At 72.3% G+C, this 23,740-nt stretch carries 23 protein-coding genes; 20 read left to right on the forward strand and 3 right to left on the reverse strand.

Going from position 1 to position 23,740, the window contains the following annotated elements; translation table 11 throughout:
• Positions 1–195: 195 nt before the first annotated feature.
• From ACFQBR_RS10080 to ACFQBR_RS10145, 14 genes are all read left to right on the forward strand, one after another.
• A complete protein-coding gene (locus ACFQBR_RS10080; RefSeq protein ID WP_344176449.1) occupies positions 196–1,401 on the forward strand; it encodes a hypothetical protein in 1,206 nt (401 codons plus the stop codon).
• Positions 1,402–1,598: 197 nt separating this feature from the next.
• Positions 1,599–3,197, forward strand: a complete 1,599-nt coding sequence (gene ffh, locus ACFQBR_RS10085) for a signal recognition particle protein (protein WP_267946449.1) — start codon at positions 1,599–1,601, stop codon at positions 3,195–3,197.
• A 244-nt stretch (positions 3,198–3,441) separates the two neighbouring features.
• Positions 3,442–3,900, forward strand: a complete 459-nt coding sequence (gene rpsP, locus ACFQBR_RS10090) for a 30S ribosomal protein S16 (protein WP_267946448.1) — start codon at positions 3,442–3,444, stop codon at positions 3,898–3,900.
• A 1-nt stretch (position 3,901) separates the two neighbouring features.
• On the forward strand, positions 3,902–4,144 hold the full coding sequence (locus ACFQBR_RS10095; RefSeq protein ID WP_073704564.1) for an RNA-binding protein: 243 nt from the start codon (positions 3,902–3,904) through the stop codon (positions 4,142–4,144).
• 119 nt (positions 4,145–4,263) lie between these two features.
• Complete coding sequence (rimM, locus tag ACFQBR_RS10100) at positions 4,264–4,776, forward strand: ribosome maturation factor RimM (protein ID WP_267946447.1); 513 nt, start codon at positions 4,264–4,266, stop codon at positions 4,774–4,776.
• Positions 4,777–4,787: 11 nt separating this feature from the next.
• Positions 4,788–5,552, forward strand: coding sequence for a tRNA (guanosine(37)-N1)-methyltransferase TrmD (gene trmD / locus ACFQBR_RS10105; RefSeq protein WP_267946446.1), 765 nt, complete (start codon positions 4,788–4,790; stop codon positions 5,550–5,552).
• Positions 5,553–5,741: 189 nt separating this feature from the next.
• A complete protein-coding gene (gene rplS / locus ACFQBR_RS10110) occupies positions 5,742–6,101 on the forward strand; it encodes a 50S ribosomal protein L19 (RefSeq protein WP_267950508.1) in 360 nt (119 codons plus the stop codon).
• A gap of 67 nt (positions 6,102–6,168) precedes the next feature.
• Positions 6,169–7,044 (forward strand): signal peptidase I, encoded by an 876-nt coding sequence (gene lepB, locus ACFQBR_RS10115; RefSeq protein WP_344176447.1) that lies wholly within the window; start codon positions 6,169–6,171, stop codon positions 7,042–7,044.
• A 252-nt stretch (positions 7,045–7,296) separates the two neighbouring features.
• A complete protein-coding gene (locus ACFQBR_RS10120; protein ID WP_267946444.1) occupies positions 7,297–7,638 on the forward strand; it encodes a DUF2469 domain-containing protein in 342 nt (113 codons plus the stop codon).
• 152 nt (positions 7,639–7,790) lie between these two features.
• Entirely contained in the window at positions 7,791–8,156 is a 366-nt protein-coding gene (locus tag ACFQBR_RS10125; RefSeq protein ID WP_330158512.1) for a YraN family protein, read from the forward strand.
• Positions 8,156–9,679: a YifB family Mg chelatase-like AAA ATPase gene (locus ACFQBR_RS10130; protein WP_344176445.1), complete on the forward strand. Its 1,524-nt coding sequence runs from the start codon at positions 8,156–8,158 to the stop codon at positions 9,677–9,679. The genes ACFQBR_RS10125 and ACFQBR_RS10130 overlap by 1 nt, the downstream gene beginning before the upstream one ends.
• 82 nt (positions 9,680–9,761) lie before the next feature.
• Positions 9,762–10,931 (forward strand): DNA-processing protein DprA, encoded by a 1,170-nt coding sequence (locus ACFQBR_RS10135; RefSeq protein ID WP_267946441.1) that lies wholly within the window; start codon positions 9,762–9,764, stop codon positions 10,929–10,931.
• A gap of 284 nt (positions 10,932–11,215) precedes the next feature.
• On the forward strand, positions 11,216–11,569 hold the full coding sequence (locus ACFQBR_RS10140) for a RidA family protein (RefSeq protein WP_267946440.1): 354 nt from the start codon (positions 11,216–11,218) through the stop codon (positions 11,567–11,569).
• A 2-nt stretch (positions 11,570–11,571) separates the two neighbouring features.
• The gene (locus ACFQBR_RS10145) at positions 11,572–12,441 is read left to right on the forward strand and encodes a tyrosine recombinase XerC (RefSeq protein ID WP_344176442.1); all 870 of its coding nucleotides are present in this window, start codon (positions 11,572–11,574) and stop codon (positions 12,439–12,441) included.
• 70 nt (positions 12,442–12,511) lie between these two features.
• Here the strand turns inward: ACFQBR_RS10145 and ACFQBR_RS10150 are convergent, their stop codons facing one another.
• Positions 12,512–13,324: a peptidoglycan DD-metalloendopeptidase family protein gene (locus ACFQBR_RS10150; RefSeq protein WP_378552962.1), complete on the reverse strand. Its 813-nt coding sequence runs from the start codon at positions 13,322–13,324 to the stop codon at positions 12,512–12,514.
• 311 nt (positions 13,325–13,635) lie between these two features.
• Here ACFQBR_RS10150 and rpsB point away from each other — a divergent pair, with 311 nt between their 5' ends.
• The 6 genes from rpsB to ACFQBR_RS10180 all read left to right on the forward strand — a co-directional run bounded on the left by rpsB (position 13,636) and on the right by ACFQBR_RS10180 (position 19,311).
• Positions 13,636–14,589, forward strand: a complete 954-nt coding sequence (gene rpsB, locus ACFQBR_RS10155) for a 30S ribosomal protein S2 (RefSeq protein WP_267946437.1) — start codon at positions 13,636–13,638, stop codon at positions 14,587–14,589.
• 134 nt (positions 14,590–14,723) lie between these two features.
• Positions 14,724–15,560, forward strand: coding sequence for a translation elongation factor Ts (tsf, locus tag ACFQBR_RS10160; RefSeq protein WP_267946436.1), 837 nt, complete (start codon positions 14,724–14,726; stop codon positions 15,558–15,560).
• A 183-nt stretch (positions 15,561–15,743) separates the two neighbouring features.
• Complete coding sequence (gene pyrH / locus ACFQBR_RS10165; RefSeq protein ID WP_267950507.1) at positions 15,744–16,469, forward strand: UMP kinase; 726 nt, start codon at positions 15,744–15,746, stop codon at positions 16,467–16,469.
• Between the two features lie 60 nt (positions 16,470–16,529).
• A complete protein-coding gene (gene frr, locus ACFQBR_RS10170; RefSeq protein ID WP_267946435.1) occupies positions 16,530–17,087 on the forward strand; it encodes a ribosome recycling factor in 558 nt (185 codons plus the stop codon).
• A 3-nt stretch (positions 17,088–17,090) separates the two neighbouring features.
• Positions 17,091–18,023 (forward strand): phosphatidate cytidylyltransferase, encoded by a 933-nt coding sequence (locus ACFQBR_RS10175; protein ID WP_267946434.1) that lies wholly within the window; start codon positions 17,091–17,093, stop codon positions 18,021–18,023.
• 106 nt (positions 18,024–18,129) lie between these two features.
• Positions 18,130–19,311 (forward strand): pyridoxal phosphate-dependent aminotransferase, encoded by a 1,182-nt coding sequence (locus ACFQBR_RS10180; protein WP_267946433.1) that lies wholly within the window; start codon positions 18,130–18,132, stop codon positions 19,309–19,311.
• Positions 19,312–19,371: 60 nt separating this feature from the next.
• On the opposite strand, the gene ACFQBR_RS10185 is transcribed toward ACFQBR_RS10180, so the two are convergent.
• Together ACFQBR_RS10185 and glgB are read right to left on the reverse strand one after the other, a co-directional pair.
• On the reverse strand, positions 19,372–20,796 hold the full coding sequence (locus ACFQBR_RS10185; protein WP_344176434.1) for an APC family permease: 1,425 nt from the start codon (positions 20,794–20,796) through the stop codon (positions 19,372–19,374).
• A 375-nt stretch (positions 20,797–21,171) separates the two neighbouring features.
• Complete coding sequence (glgB, locus tag ACFQBR_RS10190; RefSeq protein WP_378552968.1) at positions 21,172–23,355, reverse strand: 1,4-alpha-glucan branching protein GlgB; 2,184 nt, start codon at positions 23,353–23,355, stop codon at positions 21,172–21,174.
• Positions 23,356–23,740: the final 385 nt, after the last annotated feature.

Here is a 23,740-nt window from a genome sequence, read left to right on the forward strand (position 1 = left end):
CGGGTGCGCCCGGCCGGGGACGCCGGCCGAATCACAGGTGCGTATCGGCGCCCTTCGGGCGGCGCCGGGTTGAAACCAGGCGCCGCGCATCCGCGTCCCACGCCAATGACGGGTCTCGGGCCGGTCGTCCCGCCGCCCACCCGGAAACTCACGCTGATTCGTACAGTGCCCCACAGGTCGGGGTCAGGAGGCAAGATGGCGCCGGTTAGTCACTTCAGGGGTCGCAGGGCCAGGCGCTCCGCGCTTGCCGCGACGAGCGCGATCGCCGTTCTCGGCTTGACGGCGTGCTCCATCGACCTGAGCAGCCTGCGCCCCGGCGGGGGCGAGGAGGAGCCCAGTCCCGAACCCGCCGAGCCGGTGGCCGCGGCGCCCCTCCTGGAGAGCGCGCTGGCGGACCTGGCCGCCTACCCGGCGCTCACCGCCACCGGGCAGGTCGCGGAGACCGTCGGCTCCTCCGAGGTCCGTGACGCCTCGCTCACCGTCGCCGACACCGGCGCGACGAGCGGGACCATCCGGGCCAACAGCGTCGAGGCGGACGTGCTCGCCGCCGACGGCAAGCTCTTCATCCGCGCGGTCGAGGACTTCTGGCTCGACCAGGGCGTCTTCGGTCCGGACTTCGACGACTTCAACGAGAACTGGGTGCGCTCCTCGGCGGCCCAGGCCGGGCTCAATCCCAGCACCACCCTGGCCCCGCCGGAGCTCTCCGCGACCCTGGCCGCGATCGAGCTGGACTCGGAGGAGGCCGTCGAGGAGAACCTGGACGGCACGCTCACCTACCGGATCGACCTCGCCGGCGAGCGCAACCAGGTCTGGATCAACGCGGAGACCGAGCAGGTCCAGCGCATCGCCGTCGAGGAGCTCGTCCCCGAGGGCGCCGAGACCGGCCCCCAGGTCCGGCTGGACCTGGCCGAGGCCGACACCGCAGCCGTCGAGGAGCTCTACGACGGCATCATCACCACGGCCGAGGACGACCTGACCGGGTCCCGGGACGCCCGGATCGAGGTGGGCTGGGACGGCAACCCCGAGATGAACTGCGAGGACGGGCCCAACTGCACCTGGTCGGGAACGGTGCGGGACGCGGGCGGCGACGGCAGCGGCGAGGTGACCGTCCGCATGGACGTGACCTTCACCAACGCCGACATCGGCGAGCAGACCTGCGACGACGGCGGCACCCTGGAGGCGGGCGCGACCCTGGACCTCTCGTGCAGCGCCGACTACAACATCGTCAGCTCCACCCAGCAGACCTACACCATCGACGGTGAGGCCCAGCTCTCCACCCGCGGCCTGACCGGCGGCCAGCAGGAGGAGATGCTGGCGGCCCTCACCGAGCAGCGCGAGGCCACGCTGGCCGGCGGCGCCGCCCCCTCCGAGGAGGAGTCCGCGGAGGACGGGGGCAACTAGCGCCCCGCGCCCCCGCCGGTCCGCGGACCGGCGGCCGGGTACGGGCGCGGTGGCGGAGACAGGCGACGACAGGGAGGGCGGGGCGCACGGGCCCCGCCCTCACCCCGTTCCCGGCCCCGCGGCCTCGGACTACTGTCCGGCGGCGGTGGGCGGGTAGGCTGGGAAACCACTTACGAGACGAAGGACTGGCCAAACTCGTGTTCGAGACGCTTTCCGACCGGCTGACATCGGTCTTCTCCTCGCTGCGCGGCAAGGGGCGGCTGTCCGAGGAGGACATCAACGCGACCGCGCGGGAGATCCGTCTCGCGCTGCTCGAGGCGGACGTCGCGCTGCCGGTGGTCCGCGAGTTCATCTCGCGGATCAAGGAGCGCGCCCGCGGCGAGGAGGTCTCCAAGGCCCTCAACCCGGCGCAGCAGGTCATCAAGATCGTCAACGAGGAACTCGTCGAGATCCTCGGCGGCGAGACCCGGCAGGTGCGGTTCGCCAAGAACCCGCCCACCGTGATCATGCTCGCCGGCCTCCAGGGCGCCGGTAAGACCACCCTGGCGGGCAAGCTCGCCAAGTGGCTGTCGGCGGACCGCAACACGCCGCTGCTGGTCGCCGCCGACCTCCAGCGCCCCAACGCCGTCACCCAGCTCCAGGTGGTCGGTGAGCGCGCCGGGACCCCGGTGTTCGCTCCCGAGCCCGGCAACGGCGTGGGCGACCCGGTCGAGGTCGCCCGGGCCTCCGTCGAGCACGCGCGCCGCAACAACCACAACGTCGTCATCATCGACACCGCGGGCCGCCTCGGTGTGGACACCGAGATGATGCAGCAGGCCGCCGACATCCGCGACGCCGTCAGCCCCGACGAGATCCTCTTCGTCGTCGACGCGATGATCGGCCAGGACGCGGTCAACACCGCCCAGGCCTTCCTCGACGGCGTCGGCTACGACGCGGTCGCGCTCACCAAGCTCGACGGTGACGCCCGCGGCGGTGCGGCCCTGTCCATCCGGCACATCACGGGCCGTCCGATCATGTTCGCGTCCACCGGCGAGAAGCTGGAGGACTTCGACCTCTTCCACCCGGACCGGATGGCGTCGCGCATCCTGGACATGGGTGACGTCCTCACGCTCATTGAACAGGCGCAGCGCACGTTCGACGAGGCCGAGGTCGAGAAGATGGCCTCGACCATGGCCTCGGACGACGACTTCACGCTGGACGACTTCCTCCAGCAGATGTCGATGGTCCGCAAGCTCGGCCCGATCGGGAACCTGCTCGGCATGATGCCCGGCATGGGGCAGATGCGCGACCAGATCGACAACATCGACGACAAGGACCTGGACCGCATCCAGGCGATCATCCAGTCGATGACGCCGGGCGAGCGGGCCAACCCCAAGTCGATCAACGGCTCGCGCCGGCTGCGCATCGCCAACGGCTCGGGTACGCAGGTCAGCGACGTCAACGGCCTGGTCACCCGCTTCTTCGAGGCGCAGAAGATGATGCGCAAGATGAAGAACGGCGGGATGCCGGGCATGCCCGGGATGCCCGGGGTCGGCGGCGGCAACCGCAAGAAGGCCAAGGCCCAGGCCAAGAAGGCCAAGAAGGGCAAGCAGCGCAGCGGCAACCCGATGAAGGCCCGCCAGCAGGAGGCCGAGCGCGCGGCCGAGCGCCAGAAGCGCCAGGAGGAGGGCGGCCAGCAGATGCCGCAGCTGCCCCCGGGCCTCGGCGGAGGCGGCGGCGGGCAGCCCACGCTCCCGCCCGGTTTCGGCGGACCCAACATGCCGGACCTGTCCAACTTCAAGCTGCCCAAGCAGTAGCGGAGACCACAGGCGGCCCGTCCCCGGAGAGGGGGCGGGCCGTTCGCGTCGGCGGGGCCACGCGGGCGCCTGTGTCCTGTCCGAGGAACACGCTCGCGTCTGGCACAATGAGTAGTCGACTAACGGTGGACGGGTCAGCCCTCTAACTAACCCGCCACCCACGTCTTGCCTTGGCGGGTACTGCAACCCCACGTGGTTTCGCCGCCGGGCGCCGAACACCGTTCATCGGGAGAAGACCACTCCAGTGGCTGTCAAACTGAAGCTCAAGCGTATGGGCAAGATCCGTACGCCCCAGTACCGCATCATCGTCGCCGACGCCCGCACCAAGCGTGACGGCAAGGCGATCGAGGAGATCGGCAAGTACCACCCCAAGGAGCACCCGAGCCTCATCGAGGTCGACTCCGAGCGGGCGCAGTACTGGCTGTCCGTGGGGGCCCAGCCCTCCGACGCGGTCAAGGTCCTCCTGCGCAAGACCGGCGACTGGCAGAAGTTCAAGGGCCTTCCCGCCCCGGCTCCGCTCCAGGTCGCCGAGGCCAAGGACCCCGAGGCCAAGGAAGCCGCCTTCCAGGCCGCGCTGAAGGAGCTCGTGCTCCCCGGCGGCGAGGGCAAGACCAAGGCCAAGAAGACCGAGAAGAAGGCGGAGAAGGCGGCCGACAAGCCCGCCGAGACCGCCGAGGCCGAGAAGTCCGAGGGCGAGGCCTGACGTGCTGGAAGAGGCGCTTGAGCACCTCGTGAAGGGGATCGTTGCGAACTCCGACGACGTCCAGGTGAGAGCCAAGCGGCTCCGCAAGGGCAAAGTCCTGGAGGTCCGGGTCCATCCCGACGACCTCGGCAAGGTGATCGGTCGCAACGGCCGCACCGCCAAGGCACTCCGGACCGTGATCGGCTCCCTCGCCGGGGGCCGCTACGTCCGAGTGGACCTGCTGGACCTGCACGAAGTGCGCTGACGCGCCTCTTGGGGCGCCGACCACGACCGGTCGGCGCCCCGTAGTTGTGCCCGGGGCACCTGCCCCGGGCACAGTTTTCCCGTCTCCACGGTGGGACGGGCGGAAGGACGGAACCTCCCATGCGACTCGTTGTGGGCCGGATCGGCCGCGCGCACGGTATCCGGGGCGATGTCGCCGTCGACGTGCGGACGGACGACCCGGCGGCCCGCTTCGCCGACGGCACCGTGATGGAGACCGACCCGGCCGGAGCCGGACCGCTCACCGTCGCGTCCAGCCGTCGCCACAGCGACCGGCTGCTGGTGCGCTTCAAGGGGATCGCCGACCGCGACTCCGCCGAGGCGCTGCGCGGCACCCTGCTGTTCGTGGACTCACGGGACATCGCCCCCCTGGACGACCCCGACGAGTTCCACGACCACGAACTCATCGGCCTGGCCGCGGTGACCACCGGGGGCGAGGCCGTCGGCACGGTCGACGACGTGCTCCACCACGCCCAGGACGTCCTGGTCGTCGCCACCCCAGGCGGCGGCGAGGTGCTGGTGCCCTTCGTCGCCGCACTGGTGCCCGAGGTCGACGTGGCCGGGGGCCGGATCGTCATCGACCCGCCGCCCGGCCTGCTCGACCTCGCCGACTGAAGGGGCGCGCAGTGCGCATCGACATCATCAGCATCTTCCCCGACTACTTCGCCCCCCTGGACCTCTCCCTGATCGGGAGGGCACGCGCCTCGGGCCTCCTCGACGTGCGGGTCCACGACCTGCGCTCCTGGACGCACGACAGGCACAACACCGTGGACGACACCCCCTACGGGGGAGGCCCCGGCATGGTCATGAAGCCCGAACCCTGGGGTGAGGCGCTCGACGAGGTCGTGGCCGGGGCCCCGGCCCGCCTGATCCTGCCCACACCCAGCGGCCGCCCCTTCCGGCAGGCGGACGCCGAGCGCCTGGCGGGGGAGGAGAGGCTGGTCTTCGGGTGCGGGCGCTACGAGGGCATCGACTCCCGGGTGGCCGCGGACGCCGCCCTGCGGATGCCGGTCGAGGAGGTCAGCATCGGCGACTACGTCCTCAACGGGGGCGAGTCCGCGACGCTGGTGATGGTCGAGGCGATCACCCGCCTGCTGCCGGGTGTTCTCGGCAACACCGAGTCGGCGGTCCAGGACTCCTTCGCCTCCGGCGGCATGGAGAACCTGGTCGAGGGGCCGGTGTACACCAAGCCCGTCATGTGGCGGGACCAGGAGGTGCCGCCCGTGCTGCTGTCCGGCAACCACGGGGCCGTGGACCGCTGGCGCCGCGACCAGGCGCTCCGCAAGACCGCGCGCAACCGGCCGGACCTGGTCGGCGCCATGCCGGAGGAGGCCCTCGACCGGCGTGACCGGGAGGTCCTCGCCGAGGAGGCCGTTCGGGAAGCCACCTGACATGTGGCAAACTGGGTGGGTTCCCCCTTGGTGACCCATGGCATCCGCATGCCGGCGGCACGACGTCGGCCTCTGTGACGGTCACCGGGTGGTCCGAATGTCCAGACCCGTACGGGCCCTCGCCCGCGCAACCCTCCCCGCACCACGCCGGGGACAGGGCGCGGAGCGCTATCGATGAGGAATCGCGAGATGCACACCGCCATCCAGGAGCTCGAGAAGGCTCAGCTCCGCACCGACGTCCCCGAGTTCCGCCCGGGTGACACGCTCAACGTCCACGTCCGCGTGACGGAGGGCACCCGCACCCGTGTCCAGGTCTTCAAGGGCGTCGTCATCCGCCGTCAGGGCTCGGGCAACCGCGAGACCTTCACCATCCGCAAGGTGAGCTACGGCGTGGGCGTGGAGCGCACCTTCCCGATCCACACCCCGGCCATCGAGAAGTACGAGGTCGCCGCCCGCGGCCGCGTGCGTCGCGCCAAGCTGTACTACCTGCGCGACCTGCGCGGCAAGGCCGCCCGCATCCGCGAGCGCCGCGAGCCCGTCTCCAAGTAGTCTTCCGCTCCCTTTCGGAGCCGAACGGCCCTCTTCCCGCACGGGAGGCAGGATAGGCTTCGGCTCGATGAGCAAAGACGAGAGGGATCCCGGCGCGGACGGGGTCCAGGACGAGGATTCCGCCCGGCCCGGCCCGGAGGAGCGAAGCTCCGCCACTGGCTCCCGAGTCCCTGAGGACTCGGGAGCCAGTGGTGTCTCCGAAGTCGTTGGTCAGGAGCCGGAGGAGAAGGCGGACGCCGAGATGAGCAAGTCCCAGAGCAGTGAGAAGAAGGGGTCGTTCTGGAAGGAACTCCCCATCCTGATCGTGATCGCCGTGGTGTTGGCGTTCGTGATCAGGACCTGGGTGATGCAGGCGTTCTACATCCCCTCCACATCGATGGAGAACACGCTGCTCGTCGGCGACCGGGTGCTCGTGAACAAGGTCGTCTACCAGATCCGCGACATCGAGCGCGGCGAGGTCGTCGTCTTCAACGGCAACGGGTCGTGGGACGACCCGAACACCGTGACCGTGCCCGAGCCGACCAACCCCGTCGCGGGCGCCTTCAGCTGGGTGCAGCAGCAGTTGGGCGCCGCGCCCACGGGCAAGGAGTACATCAAGCGGGTCATCGGGCTCCCCGGCGACACCGTGGAGTGCTGCGACGAGCAGAACCGCATCCTGGTCAACGGCGTCCCCCTGGAGGAGGACGCCTACCTGTACCCGGGAAGCGTGGCCAGCCACACCGAGTTCGGCCCGGTCGAGGTGCCCGAGGGGCACCTGTGGCTGATGGGGGACCACAGGGCGATCTCCTACGACTCCCGCCTCAACCAGAACAACCCCGGTGGCGGCGCCGTCCCGATCGACCACGTGGTGGGCCGGGCGTTCGTCATCATCTGGCCGTTCAACCAGGTCGGCGGTCTGGGCGTTCCGGAGAGCTTCGAGGCCGTCGACGCCGCGGCCGGGTGACGCCGTGACGGGTCCCGGTCCGAAGACGGATCGGGACCTCCGGAGGGTTCCGGTGACCGATCCGTCGAAGGAAATCTGTTCCACGGGGCCCAGAAGTCCGTTCCGTGACGCATGATGGATCTCGGAGCGTCTTGATGTCCCCCCGACGCGTGGGTCCTCCCACGCGGGGAACAACCGGGGCGGTGGCGGTGTACACGTGATGAGGAGACCGGCACACCACGACCGGAGAGTGCGACGAAAGCGAGCGCGTGGATGAGTTCTGAGGACCTGGAGAAGTACGAGGCCGAGATGGAGCTCCAGCTCTATCGCGAGTACCGGGACGTCGTCGGGCTGTTCAGCTACGTCGTGGAGACCGAGCGCAGGTTCTACCTGACCAACAACGTCGACCTCCAGCCGCGTTCGACCGAGAACGGGGAGATGTACTTCGAGGTCGTGATGGAGGACGCCTGGGTCTGGGACATGTACCGCCCGGCGCGGTTCGTCCGCAACGTGCGCGTGGTGACGTTCAAGGACGTCAACGTCGAGGAGATCCAGAAGTCCGACCTGGAGATGCCTCCCGCGGACGGCGGCCGGGGCGGTCCCGAGCTGCCCTGACCCGAACCGTGCCCCGGGCATGACCGGTCCCCGGGGCGGCTCCCCGCCGCGGCCCTCGTGCCCGGGGCCGCGTGCGGTTCGTCCACAGGAACGAACTCCCCCTGGCGCGCCGGGCGGCGATCACCCACCGTGGTAACGGGAGGTGGTCGACCGTGGACAGGTGGGCCGGATACCGGAGGACACTGGGCGGACGCGGGGAGGACCTCGCCGCGGTCTTCCTGCGGAGCGCGGGCATGCGGGTGGTGGACCGCAACTGGCGGTCGCCGTCGGGGGAGATCGACATCGTGGCCCGCGACGGACCGGTCCTGGTCGTCGCCGAGGTCAAGACCCGGACCTCCGTGCGGTACGGGCACCCCGTGGACGCCATCACACCCGACAAGCGGCGCCGTCTGCGCCGCCTCGGGAGGGCGTGGGCGGCCCGGCACCGGGTCCCGGCCGCGTCGCTCCGGGTGGACGGCGTCTGCGTCCTGATCACCGGCGGGCGCGTGTTCGTCTCCCACGAGCGGGGGATGACGTGATGACCCTCGCCCGCGCCCACTGCATCACCCTGCTGGGGGTCCAGGGGCACATCGTCGAGGTGGAGGTGCACCTGGGCGGCGGCGACCCCGGGGTGACGCTCGTGGGGCTCCCCGACGCCGCGCTGCGGGAGGCCCGGGACCGCATCCGCGCGGCCGTGGCCAACAGCGGCGAGGAGTGGCCCAGCGGTCAGATCACCATCAGCCTGTCCCCGGCCAGCCTCCCCAAGGCGGGCAGCCTCTTCGACCTCGCCATCGCCGCCGCCGTGCTGTGCGCCACGGGCGCGGTGCCTCCGGACCGCCTGGCGGGCACCGTCCTCATCGGCGAGCTCGGACTCGACGGGAGGGCGCGCCCGGTGCTCGGCGTCCTTCCGGCGATGGTCTCCGCCACCGAGCAGGGCTACCGCGGGTTCGTCGTGGCGCGCGGCAACGCGGCCGAGGCCCGCCTGGTCCCCGACGTGGAGGTGACCGCGGTGGGCAGCCTGATGGACCTGTGCCAGTGGCTGCGCGGGGAGTTCTTCCCGGAGGAGGCCGCCGGGCCGGAGGCGCCCTGTGCCCGGGAGCCGGACGACCCCGGGCCGGACCTGGCCGACGTGCTGGGCCAGCCGGTGGCGCGCCGGGCGGTGGAGGTCGCCGCGGCGGGCGGGCACAACCTCATGATGCTCGGCTCCCCGGGCACGGGCAAGAGCCTGCTCGCCGAGCGCCTGCCGACCGTCCTGCCCGGACTGCGCCCCTCCGAGGCGCTGGAGGCCACCGCCATCCACTCGGTCGCCGGGATGCTCCCCCGGGGCTCGCCCCTGGTCACCCGGCCCCCGTTCGCCGCCCCGCACCACACCTCCTCCCGGGCGTCGATCATCGGCGGGGGCAGCGGCCACCCCGGGCCGGGCTGGGTGTCCAAGGCCCATCGGGGAGTGCTGTTCGTGGACGAGGCGCCCCAGTTCGGGAGGGGGGTGCTGGACTCCCTGCGCGAGCCGCTGGAGCGGGGGGAGGTGGTGCTGGCCCGCGCCTCCTCCACGGTGACCTTCCCCGCCAGGTTCCAGCTCGTGATGGCCGCCAACCCCTGTCCCTGCGCCAGGCCGGGCAGCATGTGCACCTGCCCGCCGGGGGAGCGGCGCAGGTACTTCTCCCGGCTGTCCGGGCCGCTGCTGGACCGGATCGACCTCAAGGTCGACCTGCAACCCGTGACGAGGGCCGAGCTGCTCGCCGACCGCGCGTTCGCGGAGTCCTCCGCCGTGGTCGCCGCCAGGGTGGAGAGGGCGCGCGCCCGCGCGCTCGCACGGCTGGCGCACACGCCCTGGACCACCAACGCGGCGATCCCCGGCGCGCGGCTGCGCCGGGACTTCCCGGTCGAGCCCGCCGCGCTGCGCGTCCTCGGACGGGCCATGGACGCCGGGCAGATCAGCGCCCGCGGGGTCGACCGGGCCCTGCGGGTCGCGTGGACGCTGGCCGATCTCGCGGAGCGGGACCGCCCGGGGGAGGAGGAGACCGCCTATGCCTTCGCGCTGTGGACCGGGCGGGCATGGTGAGGCGGGGCGGCGATCCGCGCCCCGGGGTGCGGGCCGGTGCGCTCCGGAGGGGCGCAGCGGACACGGGTGGAAGGGGAACACGGTGACCGTACGGGACTGGCAGGGGGAGGCCGACGCCCGGGCGCGGGCCTGTCTGACGGCGGTCGCGCCGCCGGGGGACCTGTGGCTGGGGGCGATGCTCGCCGAGCACGGTGCGGCCGGGGTGTGGGCGGGGCTGGTGGCGGGGGAGCCCCCGCCGTCCGTGCCGGTGGAGGAGGACGAGGACCCCGACCCGGAGGCGTGGGCCCGGCTGCGCCGCCGCTGGGACGGGTGGAGCGCGGCCGCCGCCCGGGTCGACCCCGACGGGCTGCTCGGTGAGTCCGCGGCGGCCGGGATCCGGTTCGTGGCGCCGGGCGACCCCGAGTGGCCCGGCAGGCTGGACGGCCTCGACCTCCCCGGCGGTCGCCGCTCGCACGGACTGTGGGTACGCGGCGGCGGGGACCTGCGCAACCTGTGCCTGCGCTCGGTGGCCGTGGTGGGCGCGCGCTCGGCCACGGCCTACGGCGAGCACGTGGCGGCGGAGATGGCCTACGAGCTGGCGGAGCAGGACGTGGTCGTGGTCTCCGGCGGCGCGTACGGGATCGACGGCGCCGCGCACCGGGCCGCCCACGCCAACGGGAGCACCGTGGTGGTACTGGCCTGCGGGCTGGACGTGGACTATCCGCGCGGCCACGCGGGCATGTTCGCGGACATCGCGCGGACCGGGGTGCTGGTGAGCGAGAGGCCGGTCGGCGCCACGCCCCGGGCCAAGGACTTCCTGATCCGCAACCGGCTGATCGCGGCGCTCACCCCGGGAACGGTGGTCGTGGAGGCGGGCAGGCGCAGCGGCGCGCTCAACACCGCCTCGCACGCCGTCGAACTCCACCGGGTGCTCATGGCGGTGCCCGGTCCGGTCACCTCCGCCATGTCGGTGGGCTGCCACGTCCTCCTCCGCGACTGGCAGGCGGGCTGTGTCACCTGCGCCGACGATGTCGTTGCCCAGGTCGGCGCGGTGGGGGAGCTGCCTCCGGAGAGCGGACCGGTGCGGGTCTCGGCCCACCTCGACGCGGAGAGCGCCCGGGTGCTGGAAGCGGTGCCCCGGGCGGGGGCCGGTCCCGCGGTGGTCGCCGCCGCGAGCGGGACCTCCCTGGACGTCGCGATGCGCTCCCTGGGGCTGCTGGCCGCGGCGGGGCTGGTCGAACGGTGCCGGGCCGGATGGCGGCTGCCGCGCTGACGGAGGAGGCCGCGGCTCCGTGCCCCGCGGAGGGGAGGGCCTTTGACCGTAGGGGGCGGCTGCCGCGCGGGGCCTGCCGTGCGGGGCCTGCGGTGGGGACCCTCGCGCCGCACGGCCCTTCTGCGGTGTGGGGCAGCCCGCCCCAGGGGCTTCCCGCCGACCGGGGCCTGCCGCTCGGGGCCGCCGCCGGGCGGGGCCCCGCTGCGGCGCAGCCGCGCGGGGCGGCTCGGCGGGCGCCGAACCGGGCACGGATAGCGGGGCGCGATGGCGGGTAGGGTTCCGCCATGGCCAAACCGTACAGTGACGTCGTGCTCGCGGACGGCCCGCTGCTGTTCGTCTCCGGACAGACCCCCGAGGCCCCCGACGGGGACGTCGCCGGAGGGGTCGAGGGACAGACCCGGCAGGTCTTCCGCAACATGGAGCGCGTCCTGGCCCGCCACGGGGCGGACCTGGGACACCTGGTGAAACTCACCTACTACCTCCGCCACATCGCCGACCTCGACGAGTTCCGCAGCGCCCTGGTCGACTGCCTTCCCGGGGAGCACCGCCCGGCCGGGACCCTGGTGGAGGTGAGCGGCCTGGTCAACCCGAGGTACCTGGTGGAGATCGAGGGCGTGGCCTGCCTGCCCCGGGAGTGAGCGTGCTGGACCGCTTCGCCGCCCACCTGTCCGGCGAGCTGGGCCGTTCACCCCACACCGTGCGCGGGTACCTCGCCGACCTGCGCTCCCTGCTGGCCTTCCTGGAGGAGAACGGGTACCGGGTCGAGGACCTGGACGTGCTCCTGGTGCGCGGTTGGCTGTCCCGGTCCCGCGACGCGGGGGCGAGTCGAGCCACCGTCTCCCGCCGCGTGGCGGCCGTGCGCGCCCTCACCCGATACCTGCACCGCGAGGGGGTGCTGGCGGCCGATCCCGGCCCGCGCCTGTCCGGCCCCTCCCAGCGGCGGTCCCTGCCGGCGGTGCTGGACGAGGGGCAGGCCGCCGCGGCCCTCTCCCGGCCCCCGGGGGACGCCCCCCTCGACCTGCGCCGCCGGGCGGTGGTGGAGGTGCTGTACGCCACCGGCGTGCGGGTCGCCGAGCTGTGCGCCCTCGACCTGGCCGACGTGGACCGCGAACGCGACACGGTGCGCGTCCTGGGCAAGGGCGCGAAGGAGCGCACGGTCCCCGTGGGCGCTCCCGCGCTGGACGCCCTCGACGCGTGGCTGTCCGGCGGACGGCCGGAGATGGCCTCGGCCGTCGGCGGCGCCGCGCTGTTCGTCGGCGCGCGCGGCGGCCGGCTGGGGGTGCGCCAGGCCCGTGAGGACGTGCACGCGTACCTGCGCGCCGCCGGCGCGGACGGGGCCCCGCACGGACTGCGGCACAGCGCCGCCACGCACCTGCTCAACGGCGGGGCCGACCTGCGCAGCGTGCAGGAGTTCCTGGGCCACGCCAGCCCGCGCAGCACGCAGATCTACACGCACGTGTCCGTGGAGCGCCTGCGCGACACCTACCGCCGGGCCCACCCCCGCGCCTGAGCGGACCACCGTGTCCGTCGGCCGCACCCGCGTGCGGGCGGAGGCTGCGTCCCGGCCGTGCCCGCCCTCATCACCCCGGCGATCGCATCCGCGCGCGGGCGGAGAGTCCTCTGCCCGTCTCCGGGGCGCGCCTCCCCGGGGCCCACCGGCGGGTGCGGGACGGCTGCCGCGCTCCTTCGCCTCCGGCCGACTCGCGGGACCGCCCCCTTTCCAGGGGCCCAGGGGCGCCGGCCGGTGCGAAATCCGCCACTCCGCGCCCGCCGGGCCGGGAGCGCCTCCGGGACGCGCGCCCGCGCCCGACCCGTGTCCCCGGGGCCGCACCGCCGGAGCGGAGGCGGCAGGAGTGAAGGGCGCCGGCCGCACGGGGCCACCGGGCCGGCGGGGGTCCGGCCCGGGCCGGACCGAGGGGAAGGAGCCGGACCTCGCCGAGGCCGAGCAGGCCGAGCGGGTCGAGGTAGTCGTCGCCGCGGAGCAGGCCCCAGTGCAGGCAGGGGCGGTCGCGGCAGTGGGGTGGGGCGGCGGCCAGGACGCCGAGGAGGTCCCCGGCGGAGACAGGGTCGCCGCGCGCCAGGTCGGACTCCACCGGGAGGTAGGTGGTGCGGAGGTCCCCGTGGGCGACGCTGACCAGGGGTGTCCCGGCCACCGTGCCGGCGAAGCGCACCCGGCCGGAACCCGCGGCGTACACCTCCTGCCCGGGCTCGGCGGCCAGGTCCGCGCCCAGGTGCCCCGGGAGCCAGCGCTGCTCGGGAGGGTCGAAGGGGCGCAGCACCCCGGGGGCCGGGGAGAGGGGCCAGCGCCAGCCGGTGTCCCCCGCCGCGGGGGCGGCGGGCGACCACAGGAGCGAGGCGAACAGCAGCGGGAGCAGGAGGTGGGAGAGGTCCATGCCTCCAGGGTCGGGGAGGGGGACGGGGGCCGCCAGGGGCTTGCCGGCAACTGTGGACAACCCCGGCCCCGGGGCGCCGGACGGGGGCGCGGGGTCACTCGTAGGCGCAGCACAGGTCCGGTGTGTGCCCGGCTGAGGATAGAATCGTCCGTGGCCCGTCGGGCCGATCACAATACGCACGTCCACGCGCCTCCTCACGGAGGGGTCGTACCTACGGTCCACCCCGCTTCGGCGGGATGGCGGTGCGGCCGGGGCGTCAGGCACAACCGACGGCGGAGAGACTCTCTCCGCCACCGCAAGGAGGACCAGTCATGGCCACAGTCGTGACGACTCGCCAGCTCCTGGAGAGCGGCGTCCACTTCGGGCACCAGACCCGTCGCTGGAACCCGAAGATGAAGCGCTTCATCCTCACGGAGCGCAACGGCATCTACATCATCGACCTCCAGAAGTCGCTGGCGCACATCGACCGCGCCTACGAGTTCGTCAAGCAGACGGTCGCCCACGGCGGCACCGTCCTGTTCGTCGGTACCAAGAAGCAGGCGCAGGAGGCCATCGACGAGCAGGCTCGTCGTGTCGGCATGCCCTTCGTCAACCAGCGCTGGCTGGGCGGCATGCTCACCAACTTCTCCACCGTCCACAAGCGGCTCCAGCGCCTCAAGGAGCTGGAGGAGATCGACTTCGACGACGTCGCCGGCTCCGCGCTCACGAAGAAGGAGCTCCTCAACCTTCGCCGTGAGAAGGAGAAGCTGGAGCGCACCCTCGGCGGTATCCGCGACATGTCCCGCGTGCCCAGCGCGGTCTGGATCGTGGACACCAAGAAGGAGCACATCGCGATCAGCGAGGCTCGCAAGCTGAACATCCCGGTCGTCGCGATCCTCGACACCAACTGCGACCCGGACGAGGTCGACTACCCGATCCCGGGCAACGACGACGCCATCCGCTCGGTCAGCCTGCTGACCCGCGTGATCGCCGACGCCGTGGCCGACGGCCTCATGGCCCGTTCCGGCGCCTCCGAGGGCACGGGCGAGCAGAAGGCCGCCGAGGAGCCCCTGGCCGAGTGGGAGCGCGAGCTCCTGGAGGGCAAGACCGAGACCGAGGCCGCCCCGGCCGCGGACGCGGACGCCCCCGAGGTCGACAAGGAGCTGACCGAGGCCCCGGTCGAGACCCCGAAGCCCGAGGTCGAGGCCGCGATCGAGTCCGAGGCTCCGGCTGAGGCCCCGGCCGAGGCCCCGGCGCAGGAGTCCACCGAGGGCTCCGCCGAGTAGTCAGCGGTCCCAGGGACGACGGAACACCCCCGGTGCCGCCCCGCCTCCGGGCGGGGCGGCACCGGGGGTGCACGTCCAGGCTCCGCTCCTCTTTCCGAACAGACTCTCCACTCCAAGGGAATCCGAGAACAGTCATGGCGAACTTCACCGCCGCGGACGTCAAGAAGCTGCGCGACATGACCGGCGCGGGCATGATGGCCTGCAAGAAGGCCCTGACCGAGGCCGACGGCGACATCGACAAGGCCGTCGAGGCCCTGCGCGTCAAGGGTGCCAAGGACGTCGGCAAGCGCGCGGAGCGCACTGCCGCCCAGGGCATGGTCGTCCTCAAGCAGGACTCCGAGGGCAAGGCGACCCTCATCGAGCTCAACTGCGAGACCGACTTCGTCGCGAAGAACGACCAGTTCATCGCGCTGGCCAACCAGGTCGCGGACTTCGTCGCCGCGCACGAGAGCGACGACCTCGCGACCGTGGCCGCCTCCGAGATCGAGCCGGGCACGAGCCTCCAGACCTTCATCGAGGGCAAGGGCGCCGTGATCGGTGAGAAGCTGGAGTTCCGCCGCTTCGCCAAGTTCGACGGCGTCTACGTCGCCAGCTACCTGCACAAGTCCGACCCGGACCTGCCCCCGACCATGGGCGTCCTGGTCGAGCTGGACAAGGCCGACGCCGAGGTCGGCAAGGACCTCGCCCAGCAGATCGCCGCCCTCGCCCCGCAGTACATCGGCAAGGACGACGTCCCCGCCGAGGTCGTGGAGAACGAGCGCCGCATCGCCGAGCAGACCACCCGCGAGGAGGGGAAGCCCGAGCAGGCCATCCCCAAGATCGTGGAAGGCCGCCTCAACGGTTTCTTCAAGGACGTGACGCTGCTCGGCCAGCCGTTCGTCAAGGAGAACAAGAAGTCCGTCCAGAAGGTCGTCGACGAGGCCGGCGTGACCGTCAAGCGCTTCGTCCGCTTCAAGGTCGGCCAGGCCTAAGAGCTTTGAGATGATGGAGGTGCCGGGGAGACTACTCCCCGGCACCTTCGGTGGATATGGGCGGATTTCGGAGCACGCGCTCCCTGTCCGCCCTCAGCAGGAACACTCGGGGGACCCTGTGCCACTCGGGGACGACAAGGGAGGCCACAGGCCGTGAACGAAGCGACGATCACCGAACCGGCGATGCACGATTCCGGTTGGAAGCGCGTGATGCTCAAACTCTCCGGGGAGGCGTTCGCCGGCGGGGGCGGACTGGGCATCGATCCCGAGGTCGTGCAGTACGTGGCGGAGTCCATCGCCGAGGCGGTCTCCGAGGGCATCCAGGTCGCCGTGGTCGTCGGCGGCGGCAACATGTTCCGCGGCGCGCAGCTCACCGAGGGCGGCATCGAGCGCGGACGCGCCGACTACATGGGCATGCTCGGCACCGTCATCAACTGCCTCGCCCTCCAGGACTTCCTGGAGCGGCTCGGTGTGGACACCCGGGTGCAGACCGCCATCCACATGAGCCAGGTCGCGGAGGCCTACATCCCGCGCCGCGCCATCCGCCACCTGGAGAAGGGCCGCGTGGTCATCTTCGGCGCCGGTCTCGGCGCCCCGTTCTTCTCCACCGACACCACCGCCGCCCAGCGCGCACTGGAGATCGGCGCGCAGGCCGTCCTCAAGGGCACCCAGGTCGACGGGGTCTACGACTCCGACCCGCAGCGCAACCCGGACGCGGTCAAGTTCGACAAGCTGAACTACAACGAGGTCCTCACGAAGGGCCTCAAGGTCATGGACGCCACGGCGGTCAGCCTCTGCATGGACAACGGGATGCCCATCGTGGTGTTCGACCTGATGAGCCAGGGCAACATCCTGCGCGCGGTCCGGGGTGAGAAGATCGGCACCATCGTGGGGCCGACCACCGCCTGACACCGGCCCCAGGGCCGCCAAGAAGCCACGAACACCACAGCCGAGAACCGGGAGCGCCACATGACCGAAGAGACCCTCCTCGAGGCCGAGGAGAAGATGGAGAAGGCCGTGACCGTCGCGAAGGAGGACTTCGCGACGATCCGCACGGGCCGTCCCACCCCGGCCACGTTCAACAAGATCACCGTCGACTACTACGGTGCCCGGACGCCGATCAACCAGCTGGCCTCCTTCTCGGTTCCGGAGCCGCGCATGGTGGTCATCTCCCCGTTCGACGTCAACTCGCGCACCGACATCATCAACGCCATCCGCAACAGCGACCTCGGGGTGAACCCGTCCGACGACGGCCAGGTCATCCGCGTGGTGTTCCCGGACCTGTCCGAGGAGCGCCGCAAGGAGTACGTGAAGGTCGCGCGGACCAAGGCCGAGGACTCCAAGGTCTCGATCCGCAACGTCCGCCGCCGTGCCAAGGACACCTTCGAGAAGGCCGTGAAGTCGGGCGAGCTGGGCGAGGACGAGGCGCACCGCGCCCAGGCCGAGCTGGACGAGCTCTCCCAGAAGTACGTCGCGGCCATCGACGAGGTGCTGAAGCACAAGGAAGCCGAACTGCTCGAGGTCTAGCCGGTGACGACTTCTTCCAGCGGCTCCGGAGGCGATGACCACTCACCGGAGCACAGACCCGACGCGGGACCGCAGGACGATCCCGACAGGGCCGGCCAGCGCTTCGTGCTGCACAAGCCGGGGGGCGAGCCGGTCAAGACCGGCCGCAACCTCCCGGTGGCCATCGCGAGCGGGTGCGTCCTGGGCGCTCTCGTCTTCTTCTCCATCTTCCCCCTGCCCCAGCTGTTCACGATCATCACCTCCCTGGGGGTGCTGATCGGGCTGCGGGAGCTCAACCGGGCGTTCGCGGGCAAGGGCACGACCCTCGCCCTCGTACCCCTGGCCGTGGGCGGCGTCGCCATGCAGGTGGCCGCCTACTTCGGGGGGACCGAGTGGCTGGCGGGGACCACCGCCCTGACCGCGATCATCGTGCTGGTGTGGCGGCTGCGCGGCGGGGCGGACGGGTTCGTCGCCGACGCCTCGGCGAACCTGTTCACCCTGGTGTACCTGCCGTTCCTCCTGGGCACGTGGCTGCTGCTCGTCTCGCATCCCGAGGACGGCCAGTACCGGCTGGTGACGTTCATCGTGGTGACGATCTCCAGCGACATCGGCGGCTACTTCGCAGGGATCATGCTGGGCCGGCACAAGATGGCGCCGGTGATCAGCCCGAACAAGACCTGGGAGGGCTTCGGCGGCTCCGTGGTGGGGTGCGCGGTCGCCGGCGCCCTGTGCGTGACGCTGATGCTGGACGGCCCCTGGTGGGTCGGCGCGGTCCTGGGTCTGGCCGTCGTGCTCGCCGCGACGGTCGGGGACCTCATCGAGTCGCTGTTCAAGCGCGACCTGGGGGTCAAGGACATGGGCCGGTTCATGCCGGGCCACGGCGGACTGATGGACCGGCTGGACTCGCTCCTCATCGCGGGTCCCGTGGTGTGGATCGTGCTCAGCCTCCTCCTCTAGGGGAGGCACGGAGGACCGTGTCGAGGGGGCGGACCCGGGGGGTCCGCCCCCTCGGCGTCCCCGGTCGGGAGTGGCCGGTGGCGGGGCGTGTGGATACGCTCGTCGGGTGGAAGAACCGCTGATCGAACGAATGCGCGTGTACGGCGAGACGATCTTCGCCGAGATGACGCGCCTGGCCATGGAGACCGGGTCGGTCAACCTGGGACAGGGTTTCCCCGACACCGACGGTCCCCGCTCCCTGCTGGAGGGCGCCTCCCGCCGTGTCCTGGAGGGGGTGAACCAGTACCCCCCGGGGCCGGGGAGGCCGGAGCTGCGGCAGGCGGTGAGCCGGTACCGGGCCCGCCACTACGGCATCGAACTGGATCCCGACAGCGAGGTCTACATCACGGTCGGGGCTACAGCCGGCATCGCCGCCGCGATGCTCGCCCTGGTGGAGCGCGGCGACGAGGTGATCGTCTTCGAGCCGATGTACGACTCCTACGCCGCGATGATCACCCTGGCCGGGGGTGTGCGCAGGTCGGTGACGCTGCGCCCCGACGCCGTCTCGGGGCGGTTCACCTTCGACCCGGAGGAGCTGCGCGCCGCCGTGGGGCCCCGTACCCGCATGGTGCTGGTGAACTCGCCGCACAACCCCACCGGCACGGTCTTCACCCCCGACGAGCTGGAGGAGATCGCGCGGGTGTGCCGGGAGCACGACCTGATCGCGTTCACCGACGAGGTGTACGAGTTCCTGACCTTCGACGGCAGGCCGCACGTGCCGCTGGCGACCCTCCCGGGTATGCGGGAGCGCACGGTGTCGGTGTCCTCGGTGGGCAAGATGTTCGCCGTCACCGGCTGGAAGACCGGCTGGGTGATGGGACCGGAGCCGCTGGTCAGCGCGGTGCGCACGGTCAACCAGTTCTTGACCTTCTCCGCCAACGGCGCGCTGCAGCTGGCGGTGGCGGACGCGATCGACGGCGAGTGGGAGTGGGTGGCGGCCCAGCGCGCGGCCCTCCAGGGCAAGCGCGACCGCCTCGCGTCGGGCCTGGCCGCCGCCGGGTTCGAGGTGAACGTGTCCGAGGGCACCTACTTCGTGATGGCCGACATCCGCCCCCTCGGGTTCGGCAGCGGGCTCGACGTGGCGAGGGCCCTGCCCGCCGGGGCCGGTGTCGCGGCGGTGCCCGCCCAGGTGTTCTACGACCACCAGGAGGAGGGGGCGCACCTGCTCCGCTTCGCGTTCTGCAAGAGGGACGAGGTCCTGGACGAGGCCGTCTCCCGGCTGACCGCGTGGCACGGGCGCGGGGCCTGAACCGCGACGGGGCGCCGCCGGACCCGGCACGCGGTCCTCCCGGCCGGGAGGACCGCGTCCTCATGTGCGGGGAGCGCCGGCGCGGGCGTCCATCGCCTCGACCAGGCGGCGCTCGGCGTCCGCGCCGGGGGCGATCCGGGGGAGGCGCCACAGGAGCGCGGCGCCCGCCGCCCACCACAGGGCGACCATGAGCCACTCGTGGGGCCAGCCCAGAGCGGCGGGCATGCCGGGCAGGTACAGCAGGAACAGCCCGAAGGACAGGACGAGGGCGGTCACGCCGACCGGCACACCGGCCGGGACGGTGAAGGGCCGCTCCATGGCGGGGTCGCGACGGCGCAGCACCAGGAAGCTCACGACCACCAGCATGTAGGCGGCGACGATGTTCATGCCGCCCGCGTTGGTGAGCCAGACGAGCATCGGGCGGCCGAAGAACGGGGCCGCCAGGGACAGCGCCCCGATGAACAGGACGGCGTTGGAGGGCGTGCGGAAGCGCGGGTGCAGGTGGCCGAACCAGGCCGGGAGCATCCGGGCCCCCGCCATGGCGAAGACGAGGCGGCTGCCCCCGATGAGGAAGGCGTTCCAGCTGGTCAGCAGTCCGGCGATGCCGCCGAGGACGAGCAGGTCGCCCATGGCGTCACTGCCCCACAGGGCGGCGACGGAGTCGGCGGAGGCCAGTTCGGACGCGGAGAGCTCGGCGGCGGACAGCCCGGCGCCGGCGGTGAGCACGACCATCACGTACCAGGCGGTCGCGCAGAACACGGAGACCACCAGCAGCGTGCCGACCATGCGGTGCGGGATCCTGATCTCGGAGGCGGACTGGGGGATGACGTCGAAGCCGACGAACAGGAACGGGACCGCCACCAGCACCACGAACACGCCGGGGACGCCGCCGGTGAACAGGGGTTCCATGTTCTCGGCGGAGCCGCCGACGAACGACCCGGTGAGCATGACCGCGCCGACGGCGACCAGGAACAGCACGGCCACGACCTGGAAGGCGCTGGCCGGCCTGATGCCGACGTAGTTGACCGCCGTCATCAGCACGGCGACGACGACGCCCACGGCGACGAGGTCGGCGTGCACGTCGTATCCCGCGACGGTCCACAGGTGCCCGACGCCCATGCCGGGGAAGAGGTAGACGAGGGTCTGGGGGACGGCGACGGCCTCGAAGGCGACCACGGACACGTAGCCCAGGACCATGGCCCAGGAGGCGGCGAAGGCGCCCCTGGGACCGATGGCGCGCATGGCGTAGTGGTGCTCGCCGCCCGCGTGGGGCATCGCGGAGACGAGTTCGGCGTAGGTGAGGCCGACGAAGGCCATGACGACGCCGCCGATGACGAAGGCGAGGGCGGCGCCGAGGCTGCCCGCCGCGCCGATGAAGTCGCCGACGAGCACGATCCAGCCGAAGCCGATCATCGCGCCGAAGCCGAGCGCGAGCACGTCACCCCTTCCCAGGACCCGGACGAAGTTCTGGCGCTTGTCGGTCATGGGCGATCCCAACGCTCGTGCCTGTGATGGGGGACACAAAAGCACGTCGGCGGATCAGAGTGAAGGTGTCGTTCCGGACATATTCTCCCGCCCTGTTGTCCAGGCAGTCGCAAGATCCGATGATCCTCTGTCATGCCGGACGGGAGAGGGCGGCCATGGAGTCACGCACAGTGGCCGGAGGTTCGGGTGTCGCGCCTGGTCGGTCGCGGGGCGCTCGGGGGCGGGGCCGTGCGGGTCACGGCGGGTGTGCGCGGAAGGGCGGTCGTCGGCGGCCCCGGACGGCCGCCGCGACGTGTCGGACCCGTGTGGCGGGCGAGGCCGGGCCCCGGCCGCCCCCACGGGCGGCCGGGGCCGTTCGGCGGAGCCGGCGCGCGCCTACCGCTCGGGCTCGAACCAGACCGCTCCCAGGGGCGGGAGGGTGATCGGCGCCGAGTGCGGCTGGCCGTGCCACGGGGTCGGCTCGGCGTCGACGTGCGCCGGGGCGGCGTGCCCGGAGCCGCCGAACCTCGTCTCGTCGGTGTTGAGGACCGCGTTCCAGCGGCCGCCGGACGGCAGGCCGATCCGCCGGTCCCCACGGGGCACGGGCGAGAAGTTGACCGCGCAGGCCAGCACCGAGCCGTCGTCCCCGTGGCGCAGGTACGAGAGCGTGTTGCCCTCGTGGTCGCCGCCGTCCAGCCACCGGAACCCCGCGGGGTCGGTGTCCCGGGACCACAGCGCCGCCCTGGGCCGGTAGAGGTCGTTCAGGGTCTTGACCAGGCGCTGGACGCCCGCGTGGTGCTCGAACTGGAGGAGCCACCACGGCACGCCCTCCTCGTGCGACCACTCGTCCCCCTGGGCGATCTCCCCGCCCATGAACAGGAGCTGCTTGCCGGGGTGCGACCACATGAAGGCGAGGAGCGCCCTCAGGGTCGCCGAGCGCTGCCACTCGTCGCCGGGCGGCTTGTTGAACAGCGAACGCTTGCCGTGCACCACCTCGTCGTGGGACAGGGGCAGCACGTAGTTCTCGCTGTACGCGTAGACCATCGCGAACGTGACGTCGCCGTGGTGGTACTTGCGGTGGACCGGTTCCTTCTTGACGTACTCCAGGGTGTCGTGCATCCACCCCATGTTCCACTTGAACCCGAAGCCGAGCCCTCCGCGGTCCACCGGGGTCGTCACGCCCGTGTACGCCGTGGACTCCTCGGCGATCATCGCGACGTGCGGGTTGCGCCGGTACACCGTGGTGTTGAGCTCCTTGAGGAACCCGATCGCCTCCAGGTTCTCCCGCCCGCCGAACACGTTGGGCTCCCAGGCGCCGGAGTCGCGGGAGTAGTCCAGGTAGATCATCGAGGCCACCGCGTCCACGCGGAGGCCGTCGACGTGGAACTCCTCCAGCCAGTACAGGGCGTTGGCGACGAGGAAGTTGCGCACCTCGGTCCGCCCGTAGTTGAAGATCAGCGTGCCCCAGTCGGGGTGCTCGCCCCGCCGCGGGTCCGGGTGCTCGTACAGCGCGGTCCCGTCGAACCGGGCGAGAGCCCAGTCGTCCTTGGGGAAGTGCGCGGGCACCCAGTCCAGGAGCACGCCCACCCCGGCCCGGTGCAGGGAGTCCACCAGGTACCGGAACTCGTCCGGCGACCCGAAGCGCGGCGTGGGCGCGTAGTACGACGTCACCTGGTAGCCCCAGGAGCCGTCGAACGGGTGCGCCGTGACCGGTAGGAACTCCACGTGCGTGAACCCCAGGTCGGTCACGTACGCGACCAGCTGCTCGGCCAGCTCGACGTAGCCCAGGCCCGGGCGCCAGGAGCCCAGGTGCACCTCGTACACGCTCATCGGGGCCCGGTGCTGCTCCACCCCCTTGCGCTCGGCCGTCCACGCCTGGTCCCCCCAGGAGTACGACGACGTGGTGACCACCGACGCGGTGGCCGGCGGCACCTGCGTGCGGCGCGCCATCGGGTCGGCCTTGTCCCGCCAGTGCCCGTCCGAGCCGAGGACCTGGAACTTGTACAGGGCTCCGTCGCCCACCCCGGGCAGGAACAGCTCCCACACACCGGAGGAGCCCAGGCTGCGCATCGGGGATCCGACGCCGTCCCAGTGGTTGAAGTCGCCGATCACGCGGACGCCGCGCGCGTCCGGCGCCCACACGGCGAACCCCGTGCCGGGCACCTCGCCGATGGGGGTGTCCTCGACCCGGGTGTGCGCGCCGAGGGCGTTCCACAGCTCCTCGTGGCGGCCCTCGCCGATCAGGTGCAGGTCGAGCTCGCCCAGGGTCGGGGCGAACCGGTACGGGTCGGCGGCCACGTGCTCGGCGGCCCCCTCGGCGTAGCGGGCCGCGATCCGGTAGTCGGGCGGGGACCCGAGCCCCTTCCCGGACACCTCGCCGGAGAAGACCCCGCGGTGCAGGTGTTCGAGGCGCACCCGGGAGCCGTCCCGGAGCACGGCGTGCACGTCCAGCGCGCCGGGGCGCAGGGCCCGCAGCACGGTCCCGCGGCCCTCGGCGTGCGGGCCGAGCAGGGAGTGCGGGTCGTGGTGGCGGCCCTCGACCAGCCGGTCCAGGGCCGACGGGAGTGCGGGGTCCGGCACGGCGGCCCTCCGCCGGGCGGCGGGAGCCCCGGTCCCGGGCCCGCGGGCCGCCTTCGCGGGGACCCTCCCCGTGCCCTTCCCGGCGGCCTTCGTCCCCCGGTTCCCCGGTGCGGGCCTCCCGCCGGAGGGCTCCGGCCCCGCGGAGGAGGGGGCCCCGGCCGCGGGGACGCGCGCGGCGGCCTTCGCCGCCCCCGCAGTCCTCCCCGTCCCGGACGCGGCCTTTCCGGCCTTCCCTGTGGTGGTCCTCGCCGCCGCGGTCCCCTTCGGGGCGGCGGTCCCCGCGGTCTTCGCGGAGGTCCCCGTCTTCGCGGCGGCGGGTGTGCTGTCGGCCGAGGTCATACGGCTCCGTAGTGCTCGTTGCGGTCGGTCGTCACGGGTCGTGGTC

The organism is Nocardiopsis tropica (assembly GCF_042660575.1).
GTDB lineage: Bacteria > Actinomycetota > Actinomycetes > Streptosporangiales > Streptosporangiaceae > Nocardiopsis > Nocardiopsis tropica.

What these genes read in the sequence shown, in the direction of transcription:
- ACFQBR_RS10080 (WP_344176449.1), top strand. Translation starts at nt 196, where the DNA reads ATGGCGCCGGTTAGTCACTTCAGGGGTCGCAGGGCCAGGCGCTCCGCG.
- rimM (WP_267946447.1), top strand. Translation starts at nt 4,264, where the DNA reads ATGCGACTCGTTGTGGGCCGGATCGGCCGCGCGCACGGTATCCGGGGC.
- rplS (WP_267950508.1), top strand. Translation starts at nt 5,742, where the DNA reads ATGCACACCGCCATCCAGGAGCTCGAGAAGGCTCAGCTCCGCACCGAC.
- lepB (WP_344176447.1), top strand. Translation starts at nt 6,169, where the DNA reads ATGAGCAAAGACGAGAGGGATCCCGGCGCGGACGGGGTCCAGGACGAG.
- ACFQBR_RS10120 (WP_267946444.1), top strand. Translation starts at nt 7,297, where the DNA reads ATGAGTTCTGAGGACCTGGAGAAGTACGAGGCCGAGATGGAGCTCCAG.
- ACFQBR_RS10130 (WP_344176445.1), top strand. Translation starts at nt 8,156, where the DNA reads ATGACCCTCGCCCGCGCCCACTGCATCACCCTGCTGGGGGTCCAGGGG.
- ACFQBR_RS10140 (WP_267946440.1), top strand. Translation starts at nt 11,216, where the DNA reads ATGGCCAAACCGTACAGTGACGTCGTGCTCGCGGACGGCCCGCTGCTG.
- ACFQBR_RS10150 (WP_378552962.1), bottom strand. Translation starts at nt 13,324, where the DNA reads ATGGACCTCTCCCACCTCCTGCTCCCGCTGCTGTTCGCCTCGCTCCTG.
- rpsB (WP_267946437.1), top strand. Translation starts at nt 13,636, where the DNA reads ATGGCCACAGTCGTGACGACTCGCCAGCTCCTGGAGAGCGGCGTCCAC.
- tsf (WP_267946436.1), top strand. Translation starts at nt 14,724, where the DNA reads ATGGCGAACTTCACCGCCGCGGACGTCAAGAAGCTGCGCGACATGACC.
- pyrH (WP_267950507.1), top strand. Translation starts at nt 15,744, where the DNA reads ATGCACGATTCCGGTTGGAAGCGCGTGATGCTCAAACTCTCCGGGGAG.
- frr (WP_267946435.1), top strand. Translation starts at nt 16,530, where the DNA reads ATGACCGAAGAGACCCTCCTCGAGGCCGAGGAGAAGATGGAGAAGGCC.
- ACFQBR_RS10185 (WP_344176434.1), bottom strand. Translation starts at nt 20,796, where the DNA reads ATGACCGACAAGCGCCAGAACTTCGTCCGGGTCCTGGGAAGGGGTGAC.